Source organism: Escherichia sp. E4742, from assembly GCF_005843885.1.
Taxonomy (GTDB): domain Bacteria; phylum Pseudomonadota; class Gammaproteobacteria; order Enterobacterales; family Enterobacteriaceae; genus Escherichia.
This window is the reverse complement of sequence record NZ_CP040443.1, coordinates 4,379,653-4,401,609: the sequence shown is the minus strand read 5'-3', so window position 1 is coordinate 4,401,609 and position 21,957 is coordinate 4,379,653. Positions and strand designations below refer to the sequence as shown.

The window sequence follows — 21,957 nt, the reverse complement described above, 5'->3', positions numbered from 1 at the left end:
AACTAGTACGCAAGTTCACGTAAAAAGGGTATCGACAATGAAAGCGATTTTCGTACTGAAAGGTTGGTGGCGCACTTCCTGAAACGGGCAGTGTATTCACCATGCGTAAAGCAATCAGATACCCAGCCCGCCTTATAAGCGGGCTTTTTTTTGAACAAAATTAGAGAATAACAATGCAAACACAAAAACCGACTCTCGAATTGTTAACCTGCGAAGGCGCTTATCGCGACAATCCCACCGCGCTTTTTCACCAGTTGTGTGGGGATCGTCCGGCAACGCTGCTGCTGGAATCCGCAGATATCGACAGCAAAGATGATTTAAAAAGCCTGCTGCTGGTGGACAGTGCGCTGCGTATTACAGCTTTAGGTGACACTGTCACAATTAAAGCACTCTCACGCAATGGCGAAGCCCTGCTGACACTACTGGATAACGCCCTGCCTGCGGGTGTGGAAAATGAACAATCACCAAACTGTCGAGTGCTGCGCTTCCCCCCTGTCAGTCCACTGCTGGATGAAGACGCCCGCATATGCTCCCTTTCGGTTTTTGACACTTTCCGCTTATTGCAGAATCTGTTGAATGTACCGAAGGAAGAACGAGAAGCAATGTTCTTCGGCGGCCTGTTCTCTTATGACCTTGTGGCGGGGTTTGAAGATTTACCGCAATTGTCAGCGGAAAATAACTGCCCTGATTTCTGTTTTTATCTCGCCGAAACGCTGATGATTATCGATCATCAGAAAAAAAGCACCCGTATTCAGGCCAGCCTGTTTGCTCCCAATGAAGAAGAAAAACAACGTCTCACTGCTCGCCTGAACGAACTACGTCAGCAACTGACCGAAGCCGCGCCGCCGCTGCCGGTGGTTTCCGTGCCGCATATGCGTTGTGAATGTAATCAGAGCGATGAAGAGTTCGGTGGCGTAGTGCGTTCGTTGCAAAAAGCGATTCGCGCCGGAGAAATTTTCCAGGTGGTGCCATCTCGCCGTTTCTCTCTGCCCTGCCCGTCACCGCTGGCGGCCTATTACGTGCTGAAAAAGAGTAATCCCAGCCCGTACATGTTTTTTATGCAGGATAATGATTTTACCCTGTTTGGCGCGTCGCCGGAGAGTTCGCTCAAGTATGACGCCACCAACCGCCAGATTGAGATCTACCCGATTGCCGGAACACGCCCACGCGGTCGTCGTGCCGATGGTTCACTGGACAGAGACCTCGACAGCCGCATCGAACTGGAAATGCGTACCGATCATAAAGAGCTTTCTGAACATCTGATGCTGGTGGATCTCGCCCGTAATGATCTGGCACGCATTTGCACCCCTGGCAGCCGCTACGTCGCCGATCTCACCAAAGTTGACCGTTACTCTTACGTGATGCACCTGGTCTCCCGCGTTGTCGGTGAGCTGCGCCACGATCTCGACGCCCTGCACGCTTACCGCGCCTGTATGAATATGGGGACGTTAAGCGGTGCGCCGAAAGTACGCGCTATGCAGTTAATTGCCGAAGCGGAAGGTCGTCGACGCGGCAGCTACGGCGGCGCAGTAGGTTATTTCACCGCGCATGGCGATCTCGACACCTGCATTGTGATCCGCTCGGCGCTGGTGGAAAACGGCATCGCTACCGTGCAAGCGGGTGCTGGCGTAGTCCTTGATTCTGTTCCGCAGTCGGAAGCCGACGAAACCCGTAATAAAGCCCGCGCTGTACTGCGCGCTATTGCCACCGCGCATCATGCACAGGAGACATTCTGATGGCTGACATTCTGCTGCTCGATAATATCGACTCTTTTACTTACAACCTGGCAGATCAGTTGCGCAGCAATGGTCATAACGTGGTGATTTACCGCAACCATATTCCGGCGCAGACCTTAATTGAACGCCTGGCGACGATGAGCAATCCGGTGCTGATGCTTTCTCCTGGCCCCGGTGTGCCAAGCGAAGCCGGTTGTATGCCGGAACTCCTCACCCGCCTGCGCGGTAAACTGCCAATCATTGGCATTTGCCTCGGACATCAGGCGATTGTCGAAGCTTACGGGGGCTATGTCGGTCAGGCGGGCGAAATTCTTCACGGTAAAGCGTCGAGCATTGAACATGACGGTCAGGCGATGTTTGCCGGATTAACAAACCCATTGCCGGTGGCGCGTTATCACTCGTTGGTAGGCAGTAACATTCCGGCAGGTTTAACCATCAATGCCCATTTTAATGGCATGGTGATGGCGGTACGTCACGATGCAGATCGCGTTTGCGGATTCCAGTTCCATCCGGAATCCATTCTTACCACTCAGGGCGCTCGCCTGCTGGAACAAACGCTGGCCTGGGCGCAGCAGAAACTAGAACCAACCAACACGTTGCAACCGATTCTGGAAAAACTGTATCAGGCGCAGACGCTTAGCCAACAAGAAAGCCACCAGCTTTTTTCAGCGGTGGTGCGTGGCGAGCTGAAGCCGGAACAACTGGCGGCGGCGCTGGTGAGCATGAAAATTCGCGGCGAGCACCCAAACGAAATCGCTGGAGCAGCAACGGCGCTACTGGAAAACGCCGCGCCGTTCCCGCGCCCTGATTATCTGTTTGCCGATATTGTCGGTACAGGCGGTGACGGCAGCAACAGTATCAACATTTCTACCGCCAGTGCGTTTGTCGCTGCGGCATGTGGACTGAAAGTGGCGAAACACGGTAACCGCAGCGTCTCCAGTAAATCTGGCTCGTCGGATCTGCTGGCGGCGTTCGGTATTAATCTTGATATGAATGCCGATAAATCGCGCCAGGCGCTGGATGAGTTAGGCGTCTGTTTCCTCTTTGCGCCGAAATATCACACCGGATTCCGCCACGCGATGCCGGTTCGCCAGCAACTGAAAACTCGCACCCTGTTCAACGTGCTGGGGCCATTGATTAACCCGGCTCATCCACCGCTGGCGTTAATTGGTGTTTATAGTCCGGAACTGGTGCTGCCGATTGCCGAAACGCTGCGCGTACTGGGGTATCAACGTGCGGCGGTGGTGCACAGCGGCGGGATGGATGAAGTTTCTTTACACGCGCCGACAATCGTTGCCGAACTACATGACGGCGAAATTAAGAGCTATCAGCTAACTGCAGAAGATTTTGGCCTGACGCCCTACTACCAGGAGCAACTGGCAGGCGGAACACCGGAAGAAAACCGTGACATTTTAACACGCTTGTTACAAGGTAAAGGCGACGCCGCCCATGAAGCAGCCGTCGCGGCGAATGTCGCCATGTTAATGCGCCTGCATGGCCAGGAAGATCTGCAAGCCAATGCGCAAACCGTTCTTGAGGTACTGCGCAGTGGTTCCGCTTACGACAGAGTCACCGCACTGGCGGCACGAGGGTAAATGATGCAAACCGTTTTAGCGAAAATCGTCGCAGACAAGGCGATTTGGGTAGAAGCCCGCAAACAGCAGCAACCGCTGGCCAGTTTTCAGAATGAGGTTCAGCCGAGCACGCGACATTTTTATGATGCGCTACAGGGTGCACGTACCGTGTTTATTCTCGAGTGCAAGAAAGCGTCGCCGTCAAAAGGCGTGATCCGTGATGATTTCGATCCGGCACGCATTGCAACCGTTTACAGAAATTATGCTTCGGCAATTTCGGTGCTGACCGATGAGAAATATTTCCAGGGGAGCTTTGATTTCCTCCCCATCGTCAGCCAAATCTCCCCCCAGCCGATTTTATGTAAAGACTTCATTATCGACCCTTACCAGATCTATCTGGCGCGCTATTACCAGGCCGATGCCTGCTTATTAATGCTGTCGGTTCTGGACGATGAACAATATCGCCAGCTTGCTGCTGTCGCCCATAGTTTGAAGATAGGTGTGCTGACCGAAGTCAGTAATGAAGAGGAGCTGGAGCGCGCCATTGCATTGGGGGCAAAGGTCGTTGGCATCAACAACCGCGATCTGCGTGATTTGTCGATTGATCTCAACCGTACCCGCGAGCTTGCGCCGAAACTGGGGCACAACGTGACGGTAATCAGCGAATCCGGCATCAATACTTACGCTCAGGTACGTGAGTTAAGCCACTTCGCTAACGGCTTTTTAATTGGTTCGGCGTTGATGGCCCATGACGATTTGAACGCCGCCGTGCGCCGGGTGTTGCTGGGTGAGAATAAAGTGTGTGGCCTGACTCGCCCACAAGATGCCAGAGCCGCTTATGACGTAGGCGCGATTTACGGTGGATTGATATTTGTTACAACGTCACCGCGTTGCGTCAGCGTTGAACAGGCGCAGGAAGTGATGGCTGCGGCACCGTTGCAATACGTTGGTGTGTTCCGCAATCACGATATTGCCGATGTGGTGGACAAAGCTAACGCGTTATCGCTGGCGGCAGTACAACTGCATGGTAATGAAGATCAGCAATATATCGATACGCTGCGTGAAGCTCTGCCAGCACACGTTGCCATCTGGAAAGCATTGAGCGTCGGTGAAACTCTTCCCGCGCGCGATTTTCAGTACGTCGATAAATATGTTTTCGACAACGGCCAGGGTGGAAGCGGGCAACGTTTCGACTGGTCACTATTAAATGGTCAATCGCTTGGCAACGTTCTGCTGGCGGGGGGCTTAGGCGCAGATAACTGCGTGGAAGCGGCACAAACCGGCTGCGCCGGACTTGATTTTAATTCTGCTGTAGAGTCGCAACCGGGCATTAAAGACGCACGCCTTTTGGCCTCGGTTTTCCAGACGCTGCGCGCATATTAAGGAAAGGAACAATGACAACATTACTTAACCCGTATTTTGGTGAGTTTGGCGGCATGTACGTGCCACAAATCCTGATGCCTGCTCTGCGCCAGCTGGAAGAAGCTTTTGTCAGCGCGCAAAAAGATCCTGAATTTCAGGCCCAGTTCAACGACCTGCTGAAAAACTATGCCGGGCGCCCAACCGCGCTGACCAAATGCCAGAACATTACAGCCGGGACGAACACCACGCTGTATCTGAAGCGCGAAGATTTGCTGCACGGCGGCGCGCATAAAACCAACCAGGTGCTGGGCCAGGCTTTACTGGCGAAGCGGATGGGTAAAACCGAAATCATCGCCGAAACCGGTGCCGGTCAGCATGGCGTGGCCTCGGCACTTGCCAGCGCCCTGCTCGGCCTGAAATGCCGTATTTACATGGGTGCCAAAGACGTTGAACGCCAGTCGCCTAACGTTTTTCGTATGCGCTTAATGGGTGCGGAAGTGATCCCGGTGCATAGCGGTTCCGCGACGCTGAAAGATGCCTGTAACGAGGCGCTGCGCGACTGGTCCGGTAGTTACGAAACCGCGCACTATATGCTGGGTACCGCAGCTGGCCCGCATCCTTACCCGACCATTGTGCGTGAGTTTCAGCGGATGATTGGCGAAGAAACTAAAGCTCAGATTCTGGAAAGAGAAGGTCGCCTGCCGGATGCCGTTATCGCCTGCGTTGGCGGCGGTTCAAATGCCATCGGTATGTTTGCTGATTTCATCAACGAAACCAACGTCGGCCTGATTGGCGTGGAGCCTGGCGGTCACGGCATCGAAACCGGCGAGCACGGCGCTCCGTTAAAACACGGTCGCGTGGGGATCTATTTCGGTATGAAAGCACCGATGATGCAAACTGAAGACGGGCAAATTGAGGAATCTTATTCGATTTCTGCCGGGCTGGATTTCCCGTCCGTCGGCCCACAACACGCGTATCTCAACAGCATTGGACGCGCTGATTATGTGTCAATTACCGATGATGAAGCACTTGAAACATTTAAAACGCTGTGCCTGCATGAAGGGATTATCCCGGCGCTGGAATCCTCCCACGCGCTGGCCCATGCCCTGAAAATGATGCGCGAAAACCCGGAAAAAGAGCAGTTGCTGGTGGTTAACCTTTCCGGTCGCGGCGATAAAGACATCTTCACCGTTCACGATATTTTGAAAGCACGAGGGGAAATCTGATGGAACGCTACGAATCTCTGTTTGCCCAGTTGAAGGAGCGCAAAGAAGGCGCATTTGTTCCTTTCGTCACACTCGGTGATCCGGGCATTGAGCAGTCGCTGAAAATTATCGATACGTTGATCGAAGCTGGTGCTGATGCATTGGAGTTAGGCATCCCCTTCTCCGACCCACTCGCGGATGGCCCGACGATTCAAAACGCGACTCTGCGCGCCTTCGCGGCAGGTGTTACTCCCGCACAGTGCTTTGAAATGCTGGCGCTGATTCGCCAGAAGCACCCAACGATTCCTGTCGGCCTTCTGATGTACGCCAATCTGGTGTTTAACAAAGGCATTGATGAGTTTTACGCTCAATGTGAAAAAGTCGGCGTCGATTCGGTGCTGGTTGCCGACGTGCCAGTGGAAGAGTCTGCGCCCTTCCGTCAGGCAGCGTTGCGCCATAATGTCGCACCTATCTTTATCTGCCCGCCGAATGCCGACGATGATTTGCTGCGCCAGATTGCCTCTTACGGTCGTGGTTACACCTACTTGCTGTCACGTGCAGGCGTGACCGGTGCGGAAAACCGCGCGGCATTACCGCTCAATCATCTGGTCACGAAGCTGAAAGAGTACAACGCTGCGCCTCCGTTACAAGGGTTTGGTATCTCTGCCCCGGAACAGGTAAAAGCAGCGATTGATGCAGGAGCTGCGGGAGCCATTTCTGGGTCAGCAATTGTGAAAATCATCGAGCAACACATTAGTCAGCCAGAGAAAATGCTGGAAGCACTGAAAGATTTTGTCCGTCCGATGAAAGCAGCTACACGAAGTTAATTTGAGACAAACCGCCAGAAAACATCTGGCGGTTTATTGATAGTAAAAAATTAGAAGCGGTAACCCGCAGAGAACATAAATACCCACGGGTCGAGGCGTACGTTGTCTGAATAACGCCCTGCAGGCAGCACTGCGCCATTGGATTTATATTTCACCTCAGTGTCGATATCCATGTACCAGACCGACATATTAAGCAACCAGTCACGGTTGATGAGATAATCCACACCTACTTGTCCCGCCACGCCCCATGAATCCTTCAGACTAAGGTCGGATAAGCCAAGACCTTCACCGGTGTCATTGAAGTCATTATTAAAAAAGGTGGTGTAGTTAATACCCGCACCAATGTAAGGACGGAATTTACTGCCGGAATCACCAAAATACCATTGTGCCATCAGTGTTGGCGGTAAATGGTGGACTGTCGCAATATCTCCGGTTGTGGCTGTGCCAACCTTATGACGAAATGGAGATGCCGCCAGCAATTCCACACCGATGTTATCGGTCGCCATATAAGTGAAGGTCAGGCCCAGTTGGGTGTTATTGGTCACGCTAAAGCCCCCCAGACTTCCCAGAGTTCCATCCGCGCCTTCCGTTGGACGCACCGTTGCCGAACCTGCACGAATGAAAAACTCGCCTGCTTCGTGAGCATAGACACTACCAGAGAGAAGTGTACTGACTGCCAATGCCGCCACTGTTAATTTTTTCATGTTCGCTCCGTCGTTATGGTTATAAAAACGTGACGAATATACCTACATTGGGGTAACAAATGATCCTACTCAGATCACATTACATTCGCTAAATGAGCATTTATTGATCTGGATTAATTTAGAAGTTGTATCGCAAATCCTGGTTAACGTGATTCAAATCAATTTGAAGGCTTTTCATCTCCGAAAGTATTCTTTTGCTACCTTATTGGCCTTTTAAGCAAGCGGTAAGTTGCGGTATTTATGCAAACAGCCCTTCTGCTTGTCAGGAATTTGTCGTGTCCGGAGAAAGCAATAAATCCAGTGATCGCGCCCACGCCCTCTGTGGATTACCAGCGCTTTACAAAGATATGCTTTTCCATACAAGTCGTGATGCTGCCACTGAAGGGATAACCAGGGTACAATTGCCCGCTAATTAACACCTGCATAAAACTCAAGGAGAGTGCATGTCTATCACGGCGCAGTCCGTATACCGTGACACCGGAAATTTTTTCCGTAATCAATTTATGACCATTCTGTTGGTATCGTTGCTTTGTGCATTTATCACAGTGGTGTTAGGACATGTTTTCTCACCCAGTGACGCACAGCTTGCGCAGCTCAATGACGGCGCGCCCGTTAGTGGCGGCGGTGGGTTGTTCGATCTGGTGCAAAATATGTCCCCGGAACAGCAACAAATTTTGCTGCGTGCTTCCGCTGCGTCCACTTTTTCAGGATTAATCGGTAACGCCATACTCGCCGGAGGCGTAATATTAATCATCCAACTGGTGTCTGCGGGTCAGAGAGTCAGTGCGCTACGCGCTATTGGTGCCAGTGCGCCGATATTGCCAAAGTTATTTATTCTGATTTTTCTGACTACCCTTTTAGTACAGATTGGCATCATGCTGGTGGTCGTTCCGGGAATTTTAATGGCCATTTTACTGGCACTGGCGCCGGTGATGTTGGTGCAGGATAAAATGGGCGTTTTCGCCTCTATGCACAGCAGTATGCGGCTGACATGGGCGAATATGCGTCTGGTGGCACCTGCAGTACTAAGCTGGTTACTGGCAAAAACACTGTTGCTGCTGTTTGCCTCTTCGTTTGCCGCATTAACCCCGGAAATTGGTGCCGTACTGGCTAATACTTTAAGCAACCTGATTTCAGCCGTATTGCTTATCTATCTGTTCCGCCTGTACATGTTGATTCGCCAATAACCTGAAGTATTTGATTACGGAATCGTAAAATGAAGCAGTTTCTTGATTTTTTACCGCTGGTTGTCTTCTTCGCGTTCTACAAAATTTATGACATCTATGCGGCAACTGCGGCGCTCATCGTCGCCACGGCGATTGTGCTTATTTATAGCTGGGTTCGCTTCCGGAAAGTTGAGAAGATGGCCCTGATCACCTTTGTTCTGGTGGTCGTTTTCGGTGGTCTGACGCTGTTCTTCCACAATGATGAGTTTATTAAATGGAAGGTCACCGTTATTTACACACTGTTTGCCGGTGCCCTGTTGGTTAGCCAATGGGTAATGAAAAAGCCGCTGATTCAACGAATGTTGGGTAAAGAGCTCACCCTGCCGCAGCCAGTATGGTCGAAGCTGAATCTGGCCTGGGCAGTCTTTTTTATCCTTTGCGGGCTGGCAAACATCTATATCGCTTTCTGGCTGCCACAAAATATTTGGGTCAACTTCAAAGTGTTCGGTCTGACCGCCCTCACCTTAATCTTCACGCTGTTAAGCGGTATTTATATCTACCGCCATATGCCGCAGGAAGATAAATCATAATCTGTCTGCCGGTCCTTCGGGGCCGGCGCTGCATATCCTCTGTTCTCATTTGGAAAATCATAGTAGCATCGCGCCTGTGATTTTCCTTTTATGTCGGTTTTACCATGTCAACAACACATAACGTCCCCCAGGGCGATCTGGTTTTACGAACTTTAGCCATGCCTGCCGATACCAATGCCAATGGCGATATTTTTGGTGGTTGGTTGATGTCGCAGATGGATATTGGTGGTGCCATTCTGGCAAAAGAAATTGCACACGGTCGCGTCGTGACCGTTCGCGTGGAAGGCATGACTTTTCTGCGACCTGTAGCAGTCGGTGATGTGGTGTGCTGCTATGCACGATGTGTCCAAAAAGGGACAACATCTGTCAGCATTAATATTGAAGTGTGGGTGAAAAAGGTGGCGTCTGAACCACTTGGGCAACGCTATAAAGCGACGGAAGCATTATTTAAGTATGTCGCCGTTGATCCTGAAGGAAAGCCTCGCGCCTTACCTGTCGAGTAAAAGTCAAAAGCCTCCGGTCGGAGGCTTTTGACTTTTTGCTTACTGAATTTCGGTGGTGCCGTTAATTTTAAACAGAATATTTACCACAATCCCACTTCCTGGCTTACCCGGCTCGTAACGCCATCTGCGCATCGCGTTTTTCACTTCGCGCTCAAACATGTTCGCAGGTTTGGCAGAAAGAATTTGTACGTTATCCACGCGACCATCCGGTGTAACGTCAAATTTAACTTTAACCTGCCCTTCAATGCGTAATGCCTGCGCGCGCGCCGGATACTGCGGTTGATTACGGCTTAATGCCCGTGGACCAGACGCGACACTTGTGACCGGTTTGCTGGTTGCAGCCGTTGCCGTACTTGATGTCGGGCGAGCTGGTGCCGTATTTTCAAACGGTGACGCCGGACGTGACTCTACCGGTTTGACATCGCGTTTCGGCTGCTCCTGTACCTTTTTCACCGGCTTCGGTTTTGGCTTAGGTTTCGGCTTCGGCTTTTCAATGACTACCGGAGCTTCTTTTGGCGGTTCTGGTATCGGCTCAGGCTCCGGTTCTGGTTCCACCACTGGTTCCGGCGGCGGTTGAACGGCTTGTGGCGGTTCAAGCTCGGCCGGGGCAACCATGGTGACAGAAATCGGCTGCGCGGGCGCAGGTAGTTCAATAACCTGATGTACCGAGGTATAGAGTAGACCCGCCACAACAGCACCATGAATGCAGACCGAAAGTAACGTCGGCCAGGGGAAGCGGCGAGGTAAATCAAGGGTCATTGAAGTCATAATCGTTTCAGTAAAAAAACCAGGCCTCGATTTTAAATGCAAATAGCAATCATATTCAATAAGGCAAGGCGATCAGGATCAGTGAAAACGCAATTTTTGGCGCTATTAACCTTACTTTTAGTGACTCCTTAACAAAGACATCATCTTTCCGTTGCAGATCTTCGCCCTTTCAAATAACGTACTTTATAACTTTTCCGAACAAGGAGTTGTGCCCGTGTTGTATGTTATTTACGCTCAAGACAAAGCCGATAGCCTCGAAAAGCGCCTTTCCGTTCGTCCGGCACATTTAGCGCGTTTGCAGTTACTGCATGATGAAGGGCGTCTGCTGACCGCAGGTCCAATGCCAGCGGTAGACAGTAACGATCCAGGCGCCGCAGGATTTACTGGCTCAACCGTTATTGCTGAATTTGAATCGCTGGAAGCAGCCCAGGCCTGGGCAGATGCCGATCCGTACGTGGCAGCGGGAGTCTATGAGCAAGTTTCCGTGAAACCCTTTAAGAAAGTGTTCTGAATATCAACATCCAGGGGCGCGGTGACAGAAACCGTGCTCTTGTTATTTCTTTATATTTACCGATGCCCCCAATCCACCACCACAGACAGATAATAACTTTATCTGTATCTCCCTATATACCCTCGGCATCTCCGTCTAAAAATGACAAAATTTCTCTGCCTGACACGGTATTGATCAATCAAAACCTTTGATTGCTGCGGATAAAGTCATCTACTATGGTTTAACACATTCACGTGCTGCATGTTTTTCACATTATGTACGCGTAGAGATAATTAAACAAAATTGTGGTTACAGAGGTATCAGTGAGTCACTGGGCTACATTCAAGCAAACAGCAGTAAATTTATGGGTGACCCTGCGGCACGATGTTATCGCGCTGGCGGTCCTTTCAAATGGATTGCTTATTTTTAAAACAATTTATGGCATGTCGGTCAATCTGCTCGATATTTTCCATATCCAGGCGTTTTCAGAACTTGACCTCTCCTTGCTGGCCAATGCGCCACTGTTTATGCTCGGCGTCTTTCTTGTTTTGAACTCGATCGGCTTGCTATTTCGGGCAAAGCTGGCATGGGCTATCAGTATCATTTTATTGCTGATAACGCTGATTTACACCCTGCACTTTTATCCCTGGCTGAAATTCAGCATTGGTTTTTGCATCTTTACCTTGATAATTTTGTTGGTGCTGCGTAAAGACTTCTCTCACAGTAGTGCTGCGGCCGGGACAATTTTTGCTTTTATTAGTTTTACGACGTTACTGTTTTACTCTACCTACGGCGCACTTTATTTAAGCGAAGGTTTTAATCCGCGAATAGAGAGTCTAATGACCGCGTTCTATTTTTCGATAGAAACTATGTCAACCGTGGGCTACGGCGATATCGTCCCGGTTTCTGAATCAGCGCGCCTGTTTACTATTTCGGTCATTATTTCCGGTATTACCGTTTTTGCCACTTCCATGACCTCGATTTTCGGCCCGCTTATCCGCGGAGGATTCAATAAACTTGTGAAAGGAAACAATCATACAATGCATCGTAAAGATCACTTTATTGTTTGCGGGCATTCCATTCTGGCAATCAACACGATTCTGCAACTGAATCAACGCGGACAAAACGTCACGGTTATCAGCAACCTGCCAGAGGATGACATAAAACAGCTTGAACAAAGACTCGGTGACAATGCCGATGTTATCCCCGGTGACAGCAATGACAGTTCAGTACTAAAAAAAGCGGGTATCGATCACTGTCGGGCTATTCTGGCGTTAAGTGATAATGACGCCGATAATGCTTTTGTCGTCCTGTCGGCGAAAGATATGAGCAAAGATGTTAAAACCGTGCTTGCCGTCAGTGATAGCAAAAACCTGAATAAGATTAAGATGGTGCATCCGGATATTATTCTTTCACCGCAGCTATTTGGTAGCGAGATACTGGCGCGGGTTTTAAATGGTGAAGAAATTAATAATGATATGCTCGTCTCGATGTTGCTGAACTCCGGGCATGGTATTTTCAGCGATAACAATGACGACGAAACCAAAACTGACAACAATGAATCTGCGCAAAAATAGATTTTAAAGGCGGAAAGATAATCTTAATGGGCACCGCGTTGGTGCCCAGAACATTTAGATATTGTAGATCGCAAACAATAACGAGTTTCGCTGTTTGTTTAGAAGGCACTTCCTGATGCTGTGGATACGCATATTTCGGCGTGACTGCCCCTCAAGCCAACGCGATTTCCGTCGGCTAGCCTGACGCTGCATGCGCCAGCGCCCCACTTCCGTTCTACTCCGCTTCATGTTAACTACTCTATGCAATAACAGAGCGGTCATTATACCCCCGGTCCCGACGCTGACCAGTGCTTTTACCGCGTTTTTATTTGCCAGATGAATCCATATGCGTAAACTCATAACAATGCGCTTTCAAAAGGATTTCTAATCTATGACAACCGTTTATACGTTGGTGAGTTGGTTGGCCATTCTGGGATACTGGTTGCTCATTGCAGGCGTAACTTTACGCATTCTAATGAAACGACGCGCAGTTCCCTCCGCCATGGCCTGGCTGTTGATCATTTACATTCTGCCATTGGTCGGAATTATTGCTTATCTGGCCGTTGGCGAACTCCATTTAGGCAAACGCCGTGCCGAACGCGCCAGAGCGATGTGGCCTTCCACGGCGAAATGGCTTAACGATCTTAAAGCCTGTAAGCATATTTTTGCTGAAGAAAATAGCAGCGTCGCTGGACCGTTATTCAAGCTCTGTGAGCGTCGTCAGGGGATCGCCGGGGTCAAGGGTAATCAACTGCAACTGATGACCGAGTCTGATGATGTGATGCAGGCGTTAATCCGCGACATTCAACTCGCTCGCCATAACATTGAGATGGTGTTTTATATCTGGCAACCAGGTGGGATGGCAGACCAGGTGGCAGAATCTTTGATGGCCGCAGCACGACGCGGTATTCATTGCCGATTAATGCTCGACTCTGCGGGGAGTGTTGCTTTTTTCCGTAGCCCGTGGCCAGAGTTAATGCGAAATGCCGGTATCGAAGTGGTCGAGTCCTTAAAGGTTAACCTGATGCGCGTATTCTTACGCCGCATGGACCTGCGCCAGCACCGCAAGATGATCATGATCGACAACTACATCGCCTACACCGGTAGCATGAATATGGTCGATCCGCGCTTCTTCAAACAGGATGCGGGCGTAGGACAATGGATTGATCTAATGGCTCGCATGGAAGGCCCTATCGCCACCGCGATGGGAATTATCTACTCTTGCGACTGGGAGATTGAGACGGGAAAACGTATTTTACCACCACCGCCTGATGTCAATATTATGCCGTTCGAGCAGGCCAGCGGTCATACGATTCATACCATCGCTTCCGGCCCGGGATTCCCGGAAGACCTGATCCACCAGGCTTTGCTAACTGCAGCTTATTCAGCTCGTGAATATTTAATCATGACGACGCCCTACTTCGTCCCCAGCGATGACTTACTTCACGCAATCTGCACGGCGGCGCAACGCGGGGTTGATGTCAGTATTATTTTGCCGAGGAAAAATGACTCAATGCTGGTAGGCTGGGCCAGTCGCGCATTCTTTACAGAACTACTTGCTGCTGGGGTTAAGATTTATCAGTTTGAAGGTGGGTTACTGCATACCAAGAGCGTGCTGGTCGATGGCGAATTAAGTCTGGTTGGCACCGTTAACCTCGACATGCGTAGCCTGTGGCTGAATTTTGAAATCACTCTGGCTATCGACGATAAAGGTTTTGGTGCCGATCTGGCTGCCGTTCAGGACGACTATATTTCTCGTTCGCGTCTGCTCGATGCGCGGCTGTGGTTAAAACGTCCACTCTGGCAACGTGTCGCCGAGCGACTGTTTTACTTCTTCAGCCCGTTGCTGTAAAACGTCGCCAACAGAGATTAAACAGGTAGTGACTATGGATATGGATTTAAACAATCGCCTGACTGAAGATGAAACGCTTGAGCAGGCCTACGATATTTTTCTCGAACTGGCCGCTGATAATCTCGATCCGGCTGATGTTCTGTTGTTCAATCTGCAGTTTGAAGAGCGCGGTGGTGCAGAGTTATTTGATCCGGCGGAAGACTGGCAGGAACATGTTGATTTCGACTTGAACCCGGACTTTTTTGCCGAAGTGGTGATTGGTCTGGCAGACAGTGAAGATGGCGAAATCAACGATATTTTCGCCCGTATTTTGTTATGCCGCGAAAAAGATCACAAACTTTGCCATATTATCTGGCGGGAATAAATAATCGCTTTTGGCGTGAAAAAGGGCTGACAGTTGTCAGCCCTTTTTGTTTTTAAAGCGGATCGACTTTCAGGCAAGAAACGGCGTGTCTGAAACTTCCCTCCAGCACCGGGCGCGTTTTGGCACACTCCGGACCAGCAATCGGACAACGAGTGCGGAACACACAACCAGAAGGCGGGTTGATGGGCGACGGTAATTCCCCTTCCAGTAACTGGATAGATTTATTCCTCTCCAGATCAGGGTCTGGAATGGGGACTGCCGACATCAATGCTTTGGTATAGGGATGCAACGGATTGTGGTAGACCTCATCATACGTCCCCAACTCTACCGCATGGCCGAGATACATCACCAACACGCGATCGGAAATGTGTTTTACCACGGCCAGATCGTGAGCGATAAAGATTAATGACAATCCCATCTCACGTTGCAACTGCTGGAGTAAATTCACCACCTGCGCCTGGATTGACACATCCAGTGCCGACACCGGTTCGTCGCAGATAATCAGCTTCGGTTCGAGGATAAGCGCACGCGCAATCCCGATACGCTGACACTGACCGCCTGAGAACTCATGCGGATAGCGGTTAATCAGGTTAGGTAGCAAGCCGACTTTCATCATCATCACCTTCACGCGCTCGCGAACTTCCTGGCGTGACATTTTCGGATGATAGGTACGCAGCGGTTCAGCGATGATCTCGCCGATGGTCATACGCGGGTTTAGCGATGCCAACGGGTCCTGGAAAATCATCTGAATATCACTGCGAACGGCACGCCATTCATCGGGCTTCATGCCCAGCAACTCTTTACCTAACCAGGCAACATGACCGTCGGTAGCTTTGACCAAACCGATGATGGCACGGGCAAAGGTGGACTTTCCGCAACCTGATTCCCCTACGACGCCCAACGTTTCCCCTTCATATAACCTGAGCGTCACACCATCAACGGCCTTAAGGGTTTTCGGCGGTTGCCAGAACCACTGTTTGCCATCTTTGATCTCAAAGTGCACTTTCAAATCGGCAATTTCGAGGAGGACTTTTCTTCCTTCGGTTACAGCATTCATAACAGCTCCTCCACCGGTTTAAAGCATGCACGCAGTCGGCCTGGCGTGAACTCTTCCAGCGGCGGCGCGCTACTGCAAATCTCCATCGCATACGGACAACGCGGCTGGAACGGGCAACCTTTCGGCAAACGTAGCAGGTTTGGCGGGTTACCCGGGATGGTCAACATAGTTTCACCTTCCGCATCAAGACGCGGCACCGCATTGAGTAAACCGATAGAATAAGGATGAACAGGTTCATAAAAGACATCGCGCGCGTTGCCATATTCCATCGTGCGCCCAGCGTACATCACCAGAACTTTGTCACAGATCCCCGCGACCACACCGAGATCGTGGGTGATCATGATAATGGCAGTATTAAATTCCCGCTTCAGTTCATTCAATAGCGTCATGATCTGCGCCTGTACGGTCACGTCCAGCGCAGTAGTCGGTTCATCGGCAATCAGCAATTTAGGTCGACACAGCAACGCCATCGCAATCATCACACGCTGACGCATGCCGCCAGAAAACTCATGAGGGAACATCTTCATGCGCTTACGCGCTTCTGGCATTTTCACCGCATCGAGCATTCGTACCGATTCTTCAAACGCTTCGGCCTTGCCCATACCTTTATGCAGCATCAGCACTTCCATCAACTGCTCGCCGACGCGCATGTATGGATTTAACGAGGTCATCGGGTCCTGAAAAATCATCGAGATTTGTTCAGCGCGCAGTTTATTAAGTTCACGTTCTGGCAGATTGAGGATTTCGCGCCCATTAAAGGTTGCCGATCCACCAATGCGTCCGTTAGCCGCCAGCAGCCCCATTAAAGCAAACGCGGTTTGCGACTTACCGGAGCCAGACTCGCCAACGATACCCAGCGTTTCCCCGGCACGCAGGGAAAAATTTAAATCATTGACCGCCGTGACGTCACCGTCCGGGGTACTAAATGTCACTCGCAAATCTTTCACGTTCAGCAGTGCGTCAGCCTGTTGCTGTGCGAGCGGCACGGTTGCAGTTTCAATTACGCTCATGGCTGCACTCCTTAACGATCTTTCGGGTCGAGGGCATCACGCAAGCCATCGCCGATAAAGTTGAAACAAAACAGTGTCACCACAAGGAAACCTGCCGGAAATAGCAGCAACCACGGAGAGACTTCCATCGAGTTCGCGCCATCACTGAGCAATGCGCCCCAACTACTTAATGGCTCTTGCGTACCCAGTCCCAGGAAGCTAAGAAAAGACTCAAAGAGGATCATGCTGGGTACCAACAGAGAGGCATAGACCACCACCACACCAAGCACGTTCGGCACAATGTGGCGAATCACAATGCCAGGCGTAGATACACCGCCAACTTGTGCCGCTTCAATAAACTCTTTGCGCTTCAGACTAAGGGTTTGACCACGCACGATACGTGCCATGTCCAGCCAGGAAACCATCCCAATCGCTACGAAAATCAGCAGAATGTTTTGACCGAAAAAGGTCACCAGCAAAATGACGAAGAACATGAACGGAAAGGAGTTGAGGATTTCCAGCAGGCGCATCATTACAGAATCCACCTTGCCGCCAAGATAACCGGAAAGTGAACCGTAAAGCGTTCCTACGACTACTGCCACCAACGCTGCAGCAACACCAACCATTAATGAGATGCGCCCACCAATTGCAACGCGCACCAGCAGATCGCGACCGGAAGAGTCGGTACCAAAGTAGTGACCAGATTCCATATCCGGGGCGCTGGACATCATCGCCCAGTCGGTGTCGTCATAGGCAAATTGCGAGAGCATCGGCGCCAGGATAACAAACAGTGCAATAAGCACCAGTACAATCAGACTGGCCACTGCTGCACGGTTATGCATAAAACGTCGACGTGCGTCCTGCCATAAACTGCGGCCTTCGACCTCCAGCTTTTCACTGAAATTCTCCAGCGTCTCGCTGTTTTTCTTACTTAACATCATCGCGAGCTCCAGTATCAGTAACGGATTTTCGGGTCGATAACCGCATATAGCACATCGACAATGGCATTGAACAAAATGGTTAAAGCACCAACAAGAATGGTCAGGCTTAACACCAATGAATAGTCACGGTTCAAAGCACCATTAACAAACAATTGTCCGATGCCCGGCAAACCGTAAATGGTTTCGATAACCATAGAACCGGTGATAATGCCAACAAATGCGGGTCCCATATAAGAAAGCACCGGTAGCAACGCGGGTTTTAATGCGTGGCGAAAAATAATGCGCCGCATGGGCAGCCCTTTTGCGCGTGCGGTACGAATGAAGTTGGAGTGTAAAACTTCAATCATCGATCCACGGGTGATACGCGCAATACTGGCGATATAAGCCAGTGATAAGGCAACCATCGGCAGGATCATAAATTTCAGCGCCCCACCATTCCAGCCACCGCCCGGTAGCCAATGCAAAATGATCGCGAATATCATGACTAATAATGGCGCAACGACAAAGCTTGGGATAACCACTCCCGTCATAGCCAACCCCATGACGGTATAGTCCCATTTGGTGTTTTGTTTTAATGCGGCAATAACGCCCGCGCTAACGCCCAACACCACCGCAAGTATAAACGCAGCAGCCCCTAATTTTGCCGAAACCGGGAAGCTAGACGCCACCAAATCATTGACCGAATAATCTTTATATTTAAATGAAGGGCCGAAATCGCCATGAGCCAGTTGTTTCAGATAACTGAAATACTGCGTCATGATGGGATCATTAAGATGATATTTCGCTTCAATATTGGCCATTACTTCTGGCGGTAACGTACGTTCGCCGGTAAAGGGACTTCCCGGCGCGAGGCGCATCATAAAGAACGAAATAGTAATAAGAATAAATAGCGTCGGAATCGCTTCCAGACAGCGACGTAGAATAAATTTTAACATTGCCGTACCTTCTGGCCTGTGCCTTCTGTAATGCGATAAAAAGCAGACACCGTGGAGCAGGATACACCTGCCCCACGCATTGCCATTAGTGCTTCACAATGTACATATTTCGGGTGTAGGTATTATCCAACGGATCTTTACCGGTATAACCCCCAACCCACGGTTTTACCAGACGCGCGTTCACGTAGTAATAAACCGGAACAATGGCCGAATCTTTATCCAACTGTTGCTCTGCTTTCGTGTACAGCGCCGTGCGCTGTGCCTCGTCTGTAGCTTTCAGGGTTTCCGCCATAATGCTGTCAAAGGCCGGACTCTTATAATGCGCGGTGTTCATCGAACTGTTCGACAACATGGTGTTCAGGAAGGAAGTTGGTTCATTATAGTCTGCACACCAGCCTGCACGGGCCACATCAAAAGTACCCTGGTGGCGGGTATCGAGGAATGTTTTCCATTCCTGGTTAACCAGTTTAACGTTCACGCCGATATTTTTCTTCCACAGTGAAGAGGCGGCAATCGCCAGCTTTTTATGCAGATCGGACGTGTTATATAACAGATTAATCGTTAGCGGTTTGTCTGCGGTATAGCCCGCTTCTGCCAGCAGTTTTTTCGCTTCTTCGTTACGTTTTTCCTGGCTCCAGCCAAACCATTCTGGTTGCGTCAGTTTTGCGCCATCGGTATATGGCGGTGTGTAACCATAGGCCGGCATATCGCCCTGCGCTTTGACTTTATTAACAATGATATCGCGATCCATGCCCAGTTTCAGTGCGGTACGCACACGCACATCATTGAATGGCGGTTTCTGGTTGTTAATCTCGTAATAGTAAGTGCACAGGTATGGGTCAACGTGAACTTCGTTCGGGATTTCTTTTTTCAGTTTCTGGAACAGTTCGATCGGCATGTTGTTATAAGTCATATCGATTTCGCCGCTACGATAGCGGTTAACATCGGTGACTTCAGAAGCGATCGGTAAATAGGTCACCTGGTTAATTACCGTTTTAGCGTTATTCCAGTAGGTCGGGCTGCGCTCAAGAACGATACGTTCGTTAACAACCCAATCTTTTAATGTATAGGCGCCATTAGTAACGATATTGCCTGGCTGGGTCCATTTTTCGCCAAATTTCTCAATAGCGGCTTTTGGCACCGGAGAAGTAGATGGGTGAACCAGTAACTTATAGAAGTACGGAACAGGCTCACTTAAAGTGACTTCTAATGTGTGGTCATCGAGGGCTTTAACACCGAGATCGGTAATTGGTTTCTTCCCTTCCAGTATTTCATCAATACCCGCAATATGCCCGTATTGTAAGTAGCTTGCGTAGGGAGAAGCGGTGTTCGGATCAACAGAACGTTGCCAGCTATACACAAAGTCTTGTGCCGTGACTGGCGTACCGTCAGACCATTTCGCATCTTTACGCAGGTGGAACGTCCAGACTTTAGCGTCTTTGTTATCCCAGGATTCAGCCACGCCAGGGGCCGGATGACCATCAAGATCGCTAACCAGCAAACCTTCAAACAGGTCACGGCTGATATTAGACTCAGGAACCCCTTCAATTTTGTGCGGATCTAATGACTGAACTTCAGAACCATTGTTGCGAACCAGCGTTTGTTTTTCCGCTAGTGTGACTCCTGCGGGTACATCAGCTGCCAGTGCGATATTCCCTGCCATAAGCGCAGCCAGAATGCCTGCTGCCACTAAACTTCTCTTGGTGATGTTGGTCATTGTGTTTTGGACTCCCTCATTATAATTACTGGTTTTTACCAGCATGTGTAATCCCGGATTAGGATACCTGTACAGCTCGGAGACTTTTTGCTGCCAGGTTGCTTTATCGTTACTAATTGCTATCACCGACTTTATTTATTCTGGTGATTCAGATGACCACCTTATGTCGATTCTTACTGTGTCTCCCCTGTCGAGACACATTATTTTTTGCAGCGTCTTTTAATCGCAAATCATTCTCATTGCCAATAAAAATCGCCAAACGGTTGGCCGAAAAGTATCAAATGCCCTTCTTGCCCGCCAATACATTTTGCAAAATTGTTACGCAATTCTCTTTTACTAACCATACCAGTATGTATACCCCTCGTTATCCAATCAATAAAATGGTTTAAAAACAAAGGGATAGAACTACAGAAAGCAATACTGACTTTTCCGGTTATAGTCCAGACAGAAAATACGCACAATAATTTAACAATTGAATGCTATTTAGCACTTTTCTCTGCCAAAGGCAGTAGAATTACTAATATCATTTCAATTATTCTTCAGCAAGGCCCAGGATTATGATGTGATGAAAATAACATGATGATGCGGATCGCCAGATAAGGATAGTCTTATAACCATCTGTAAAATGGGAAAAAATTATCTATTTCTTTTGTTAACTGCGTTGGGTTGCAGTAAAAATAATGATGAAAGAAACGGAGCATCATGACTCCGTTTCATATGAAAGGAATTAATTGAGCAGACCAGGGAAAATCCCTTTGATACCATTGACGATAAATTCAATCCCTAATGCCATTAGCAATAACCCCATAATCCGGGTAATGACGTTGATGCCTGTCTGACGCAGAACCCTCACCAGCCAGGGTGCCATGCGGAATAACCCCCAGCAACATAAAGCGAACAACGCGATTGCTACAAAAAAACCGAACAGATAACCAATGCTGTGATAACGCGTTCCCCATACGATGGTAGAACTGATTGCCCCTGGTCCTGCCATCAGAGGTAATGCGAGCGGTACAACGCCAATGCTTTCACGAATTGCGGTTTCTGATTTTTCTTGTTTGTTCTGTTTATCCTCGCCAAGCTTACCGCTGATCATCGACATTGCAATTGTCACAACCAGTATGCCGCCCGCGATGCGGAACGAATCAATAGATATTCCAAAAAGTTGCAGAATCGTGTCGCCGAGAAACAGTGCGATCCACAAAATAATGGCTACAGACAAGTTGGCGGTCAGATTTGTTTTGTTTCTCGCTGCCGCAGTCTGATAGCTGGTCATACTGATGAACACGGGGATGATCCCTACCGGGTTAACCAGCGCAAATAACCCGATGAAAAACTTAAAATAAACGGGAAAATCAAAAAGTGTCTGAATCACGGTTAGCTCCGAAGCAAAAGCCGGATAATGTTATCTTTAAACAAGGGTAAAAATACGTGCTGACAATACGCCTTTTGTCAGCATTTTTCACCTCCTAACTATCTAAAATTACTATCATTCATTATTGTTATCTAGTCGTACAAAACATGCTAAGGTAGCCAACAATTAATACTACAATTTATTAACTATTAGCTATAGTGGCTAAAAGCGGAGCTGAAAGGTGTCAGCTTCGCGAAATTTTGATCT

Annotated in this window: 22 protein-coding genes, 1 pseudogene and 1 other annotated feature; of the genes and pseudogenes, 14 read left to right on the top strand and 9 right to left on the bottom strand. The window is 49.5% G+C overall.

Features of this window, described 5'->3' with window-relative positions:
• The first annotated feature begins 37 nt into the window (after positions 1-37).
• The 6 genes from trpL (at position 38) to trpA (ending at position 6,704) form a co-directional block, all read left to right on the top strand.
• On the top strand, positions 38-82 hold the full coding sequence (gene trpL / locus FEM44_RS21360) for a trp operon leader peptide (RefSeq protein ID WP_001700591.1): 45 nt from the start codon (positions 38-40) through the stop codon (positions 80-82).
• Positions 59-152 (top strand) — a sequence feature (Trp leader region). It overlaps the preceding gene by 24 nt.
• A 21-nt stretch (positions 153-173) precedes the next feature.
• Complete coding sequence (trpE, locus tag FEM44_RS21355; protein WP_135522714.1) at positions 174-1,736, top strand: anthranilate synthase component I; 1,563 nt, start codon at positions 174-176, stop codon at positions 1,734-1,736.
• Positions 1,736-3,331, top strand: coding sequence for a bifunctional anthranilate synthase glutamate amidotransferase component TrpG/anthranilate phosphoribosyltransferase TrpD (gene trpD / locus FEM44_RS21350; protein ID WP_135522715.1), 1,596 nt, complete (start codon positions 1,736-1,738; stop codon positions 3,329-3,331). Before trpE ends, trpD begins: the two co-directional genes overlap by 1 nt.
• Entirely contained in the window at positions 3,332-4,693 is a 1,362-nt protein-coding gene (gene trpCF, locus FEM44_RS21345; RefSeq protein WP_171022610.1) for a bifunctional indole-3-glycerol-phosphate synthase TrpC/phosphoribosylanthranilate isomerase TrpF, read from the top strand. It begins immediately after the preceding gene.
• A gap of 11 nt (positions 4,694-4,704) precedes the next feature.
• Positions 4,705-5,898, top strand: a complete 1,194-nt coding sequence (gene trpB, locus FEM44_RS21340; RefSeq protein ID WP_135522716.1) for a tryptophan synthase subunit beta — start codon at positions 4,705-4,707, stop codon at positions 5,896-5,898.
• On the top strand, positions 5,898-6,704 hold the full coding sequence (gene trpA, locus FEM44_RS21335; RefSeq protein WP_135522717.1) for a tryptophan synthase subunit alpha: 807 nt from the start codon (positions 5,898-5,900) through the stop codon (positions 6,702-6,704). Before trpB ends, trpA begins: the two co-directional genes overlap by 1 nt.
• A 50-nt stretch (positions 6,705-6,754) precedes the next feature.
• Here trpA and ompW read toward each other — a convergent pair whose 3' ends face one another.
• Positions 6,755-7,408 (bottom strand): outer membrane protein OmpW, encoded by a 654-nt coding sequence (ompW, locus tag FEM44_RS21330; protein WP_130259719.1) that lies wholly within the window; start codon positions 7,406-7,408, stop codon positions 6,755-6,757.
• A 224-nt stretch (positions 7,409-7,632) separates the two neighbouring features.
• On the opposite strand from ompW, the pseudogene FEM44_RS25640 reads away from it, so the two are divergent.
• The 4 genes and pseudogenes from FEM44_RS25640 to yciA form a co-directional block, all read left to right on the top strand.
• Positions 7,633-7,824 (top strand): annotated as a pseudogene (locus tag FEM44_RS25640) (YkgJ family cysteine cluster protein); the annotation flags it as partial.
• 27 nt (positions 7,825-7,851) lie between these two features.
• Positions 7,852-8,595, top strand: a complete 744-nt coding sequence (locus FEM44_RS21325) for a YciC family protein (RefSeq protein WP_135522718.1) — start codon at positions 7,852-7,854, stop codon at positions 8,593-8,595.
• A gap of 29 nt (positions 8,596-8,624) precedes the next feature.
• The gene (locus FEM44_RS21320; protein WP_089536745.1) at positions 8,625-9,164 is read left to right on the top strand and encodes a septation protein A; all 540 of its coding nucleotides are present in this window, start codon (positions 8,625-8,627) and stop codon (positions 9,162-9,164) included.
• 104 nt (positions 9,165-9,268) lie between these two features.
• Positions 9,269-9,667: an acyl-CoA thioester hydrolase YciA gene (gene yciA, locus FEM44_RS21315; protein ID WP_000108165.1), complete on the top strand. Its 399-nt coding sequence runs from the start codon at positions 9,269-9,271 to the stop codon at positions 9,665-9,667.
• Positions 9,668-9,706: 39 nt separating this feature from the next.
• Here the strand turns inward: yciA and tonB are convergent, their stop codons facing one another.
• Positions 9,707-10,426, bottom strand: a complete 720-nt coding sequence (gene tonB, locus FEM44_RS21310; RefSeq protein WP_064528843.1) for a TonB system transport protein TonB — start codon at positions 10,424-10,426, stop codon at positions 9,707-9,709.
• A gap of 223 nt (positions 10,427-10,649) precedes the next feature.
• On the opposite strand from tonB, the gene FEM44_RS21305 reads away from it, so the two are divergent.
• Together FEM44_RS21305 and kch are read left to right on the top strand one after the other, a co-directional pair.
• Positions 10,650-10,946 carry a YciI family protein gene (locus FEM44_RS21305; protein WP_000967596.1) on the top strand — a complete coding sequence of 99 codons (297 nt, stop codon included), beginning with the start codon at positions 10,650-10,652 and terminating at the stop codon, positions 10,944-10,946.
• A gap of 302 nt (positions 10,947-11,248) precedes the next feature.
• Positions 11,249-12,502, top strand: coding sequence for a voltage-gated potassium channel protein (gene kch, locus FEM44_RS21300; RefSeq protein WP_135522719.1), 1,254 nt, complete (start codon positions 11,249-11,251; stop codon positions 12,500-12,502).
• A gap of 54 nt (positions 12,503-12,556) precedes the next feature.
• Here kch and FEM44_RS21295 read toward each other — a convergent pair whose 3' ends face one another.
• A complete protein-coding gene (locus FEM44_RS21295; protein ID WP_122983112.1) occupies positions 12,557-12,730 on the bottom strand; it encodes a YciY family protein in 174 nt (57 codons plus the stop codon).
• A 142-nt stretch (positions 12,731-12,872) separates the two neighbouring features.
• On the opposite strand from FEM44_RS21295, the gene cls reads away from it, so the two are divergent.
• The gene (gene cls, locus FEM44_RS21290) at positions 12,873-14,333 is read left to right on the top strand and encodes a cardiolipin synthase (protein ID WP_130208884.1); all 1,461 of its coding nucleotides are present in this window, start codon (positions 12,873-12,875) and stop codon (positions 14,331-14,333) included.
• A 34-nt stretch (positions 14,334-14,367) separates the two neighbouring features.
• On the top strand, positions 14,368-14,697 hold the full coding sequence (locus tag FEM44_RS21285; protein WP_000366958.1) for an HI1450 family dsDNA-mimic protein: 330 nt from the start codon (positions 14,368-14,370) through the stop codon (positions 14,695-14,697).
• 52 nt (positions 14,698-14,749) lie between these two features.
• On the opposite strand, the gene oppF is transcribed toward FEM44_RS21285, so the two are convergent.
• From oppF to ychE, 6 genes are all read right to left on the bottom strand, one after another.
• Positions 14,750-15,754 carry a murein tripeptide/oligopeptide ABC transporter ATP-binding protein OppF gene (oppF, locus tag FEM44_RS21280; protein WP_130216026.1) on the bottom strand — a complete coding sequence of 335 codons (1,005 nt, stop codon included), beginning with the start codon at positions 15,752-15,754 and terminating at the stop codon, positions 14,750-14,752.
• Positions 15,751-16,764 carry a murein tripeptide/oligopeptide ABC transporter ATP-binding protein OppD gene (gene oppD / locus FEM44_RS21275; RefSeq protein ID WP_130208888.1) on the bottom strand — a complete coding sequence of 338 codons (1,014 nt, stop codon included), beginning with the start codon at positions 16,762-16,764 and terminating at the stop codon, positions 15,751-15,753. The genes oppF and oppD overlap by 4 nt, the downstream gene beginning before the upstream one ends.
• Positions 16,765-16,775: 11 nt before the next feature.
• A complete protein-coding gene (gene oppC, locus FEM44_RS21270) occupies positions 16,776-17,684 on the bottom strand; it encodes an oligopeptide ABC transporter permease OppC (RefSeq protein WP_000979659.1) in 909 nt (302 codons plus the stop codon).
• A 14-nt stretch (positions 17,685-17,698) separates the two neighbouring features.
• On the bottom strand, positions 17,699-18,619 hold the full coding sequence (gene oppB, locus FEM44_RS21265; protein WP_021550880.1) for an oligopeptide ABC transporter permease OppB: 921 nt from the start codon (positions 18,617-18,619) through the stop codon (positions 17,699-17,701).
• 85 nt (positions 18,620-18,704) lie between these two features.
• On the bottom strand, positions 18,705-20,336 hold the full coding sequence (oppA, locus tag FEM44_RS21260; protein WP_135522720.1) for an oligopeptide ABC transporter substrate-binding protein OppA: 1,632 nt from the start codon (positions 20,334-20,336) through the stop codon (positions 18,705-18,707).
• 727 nt (positions 20,337-21,063) lie between these two features.
• Entirely contained in the window at positions 21,064-21,711 is a 648-nt protein-coding gene (ychE, locus tag FEM44_RS21255) for an NAAT family transporter YchE (RefSeq protein ID WP_000616766.1), read from the bottom strand.
• Positions 21,712-21,957 lie beyond the last annotated feature (246 nt).

What these genes read in the sequence shown, in the direction of transcription:
- FEM44_RS21295 (WP_122983112.1), bottom strand. Translation starts at nt 12,730, where the DNA reads ATGAAGCGGAGTAGAACGGAAGTGGGGCGCTGGCGCATGCAGCGTCAG.
- ompW (WP_130259719.1), bottom strand. Translation starts at nt 7,408, where the DNA reads ATGAAAAAATTAACAGTGGCGGCATTGGCAGTCAGTACACTTCTCTCT.
- tonB (WP_064528843.1), bottom strand. Translation starts at nt 10,426, where the DNA reads ATGACCCTTGATTTACCTCGCCGCTTCCCCTGGCCGACGTTACTTTCG.
- oppB (WP_021550880.1), bottom strand. Translation starts at nt 18,619, where the DNA reads ATGTTAAAATTTATTCTACGTCGCTGTCTGGAAGCGATTCCGACGCTA.
- FEM44_RS21325 (WP_135522718.1), top strand. Translation starts at nt 7,852, where the DNA reads ATGTCTATCACGGCGCAGTCCGTATACCGTGACACCGGAAATTTTTTC.
- trpE (WP_135522714.1), top strand. Translation starts at nt 174, where the DNA reads ATGCAAACACAAAAACCGACTCTCGAATTGTTAACCTGCGAAGGCGCT.
- oppD (WP_130208888.1), bottom strand. Translation starts at nt 16,764, where the DNA reads ATGAGCGTAATTGAAACTGCAACCGTGCCGCTCGCACAGCAACAGGCT.
- cls (WP_130208884.1), top strand. Translation starts at nt 12,873, where the DNA reads ATGACAACCGTTTATACGTTGGTGAGTTGGTTGGCCATTCTGGGATAC.
- trpA (WP_135522717.1), top strand. Translation starts at nt 5,898, where the DNA reads ATGGAACGCTACGAATCTCTGTTTGCCCAGTTGAAGGAGCGCAAAGAA.
- FEM44_RS21320 (WP_089536745.1), top strand. Translation starts at nt 8,625, where the DNA reads ATGAAGCAGTTTCTTGATTTTTTACCGCTGGTTGTCTTCTTCGCGTTC.
- yciA (WP_000108165.1), top strand. Translation starts at nt 9,269, where the DNA reads ATGTCAACAACACATAACGTCCCCCAGGGCGATCTGGTTTTACGAACT.
- oppA (WP_135522720.1), bottom strand. Translation starts at nt 20,336, where the DNA reads ATGACCAACATCACCAAGAGAAGTTTAGTGGCAGCAGGCATTCTGGCT.
- trpCF (WP_171022610.1), top strand. Translation starts at nt 3,332, where the DNA reads ATGATGCAAACCGTTTTAGCGAAAATCGTCGCAGACAAGGCGATTTGG.
- oppC (WP_000979659.1), bottom strand. Translation starts at nt 17,684, where the DNA reads ATGATGTTAAGTAAGAAAAACAGCGAGACGCTGGAGAATTTCAGTGAA.
- trpB (WP_135522716.1), top strand. Translation starts at nt 4,705, where the DNA reads ATGACAACATTACTTAACCCGTATTTTGGTGAGTTTGGCGGCATGTAC.
- FEM44_RS21285 (WP_000366958.1), top strand. Translation starts at nt 14,368, where the DNA reads ATGGATATGGATTTAAACAATCGCCTGACTGAAGATGAAACGCTTGAG.
- trpD (WP_135522715.1), top strand. Translation starts at nt 1,736, where the DNA reads ATGGCTGACATTCTGCTGCTCGATAATATCGACTCTTTTACTTACAAC.
- oppF (WP_130216026.1), bottom strand. Translation starts at nt 15,754, where the DNA reads ATGAATGCTGTAACCGAAGGAAGAAAAGTCCTCCTCGAAATTGCCGAT.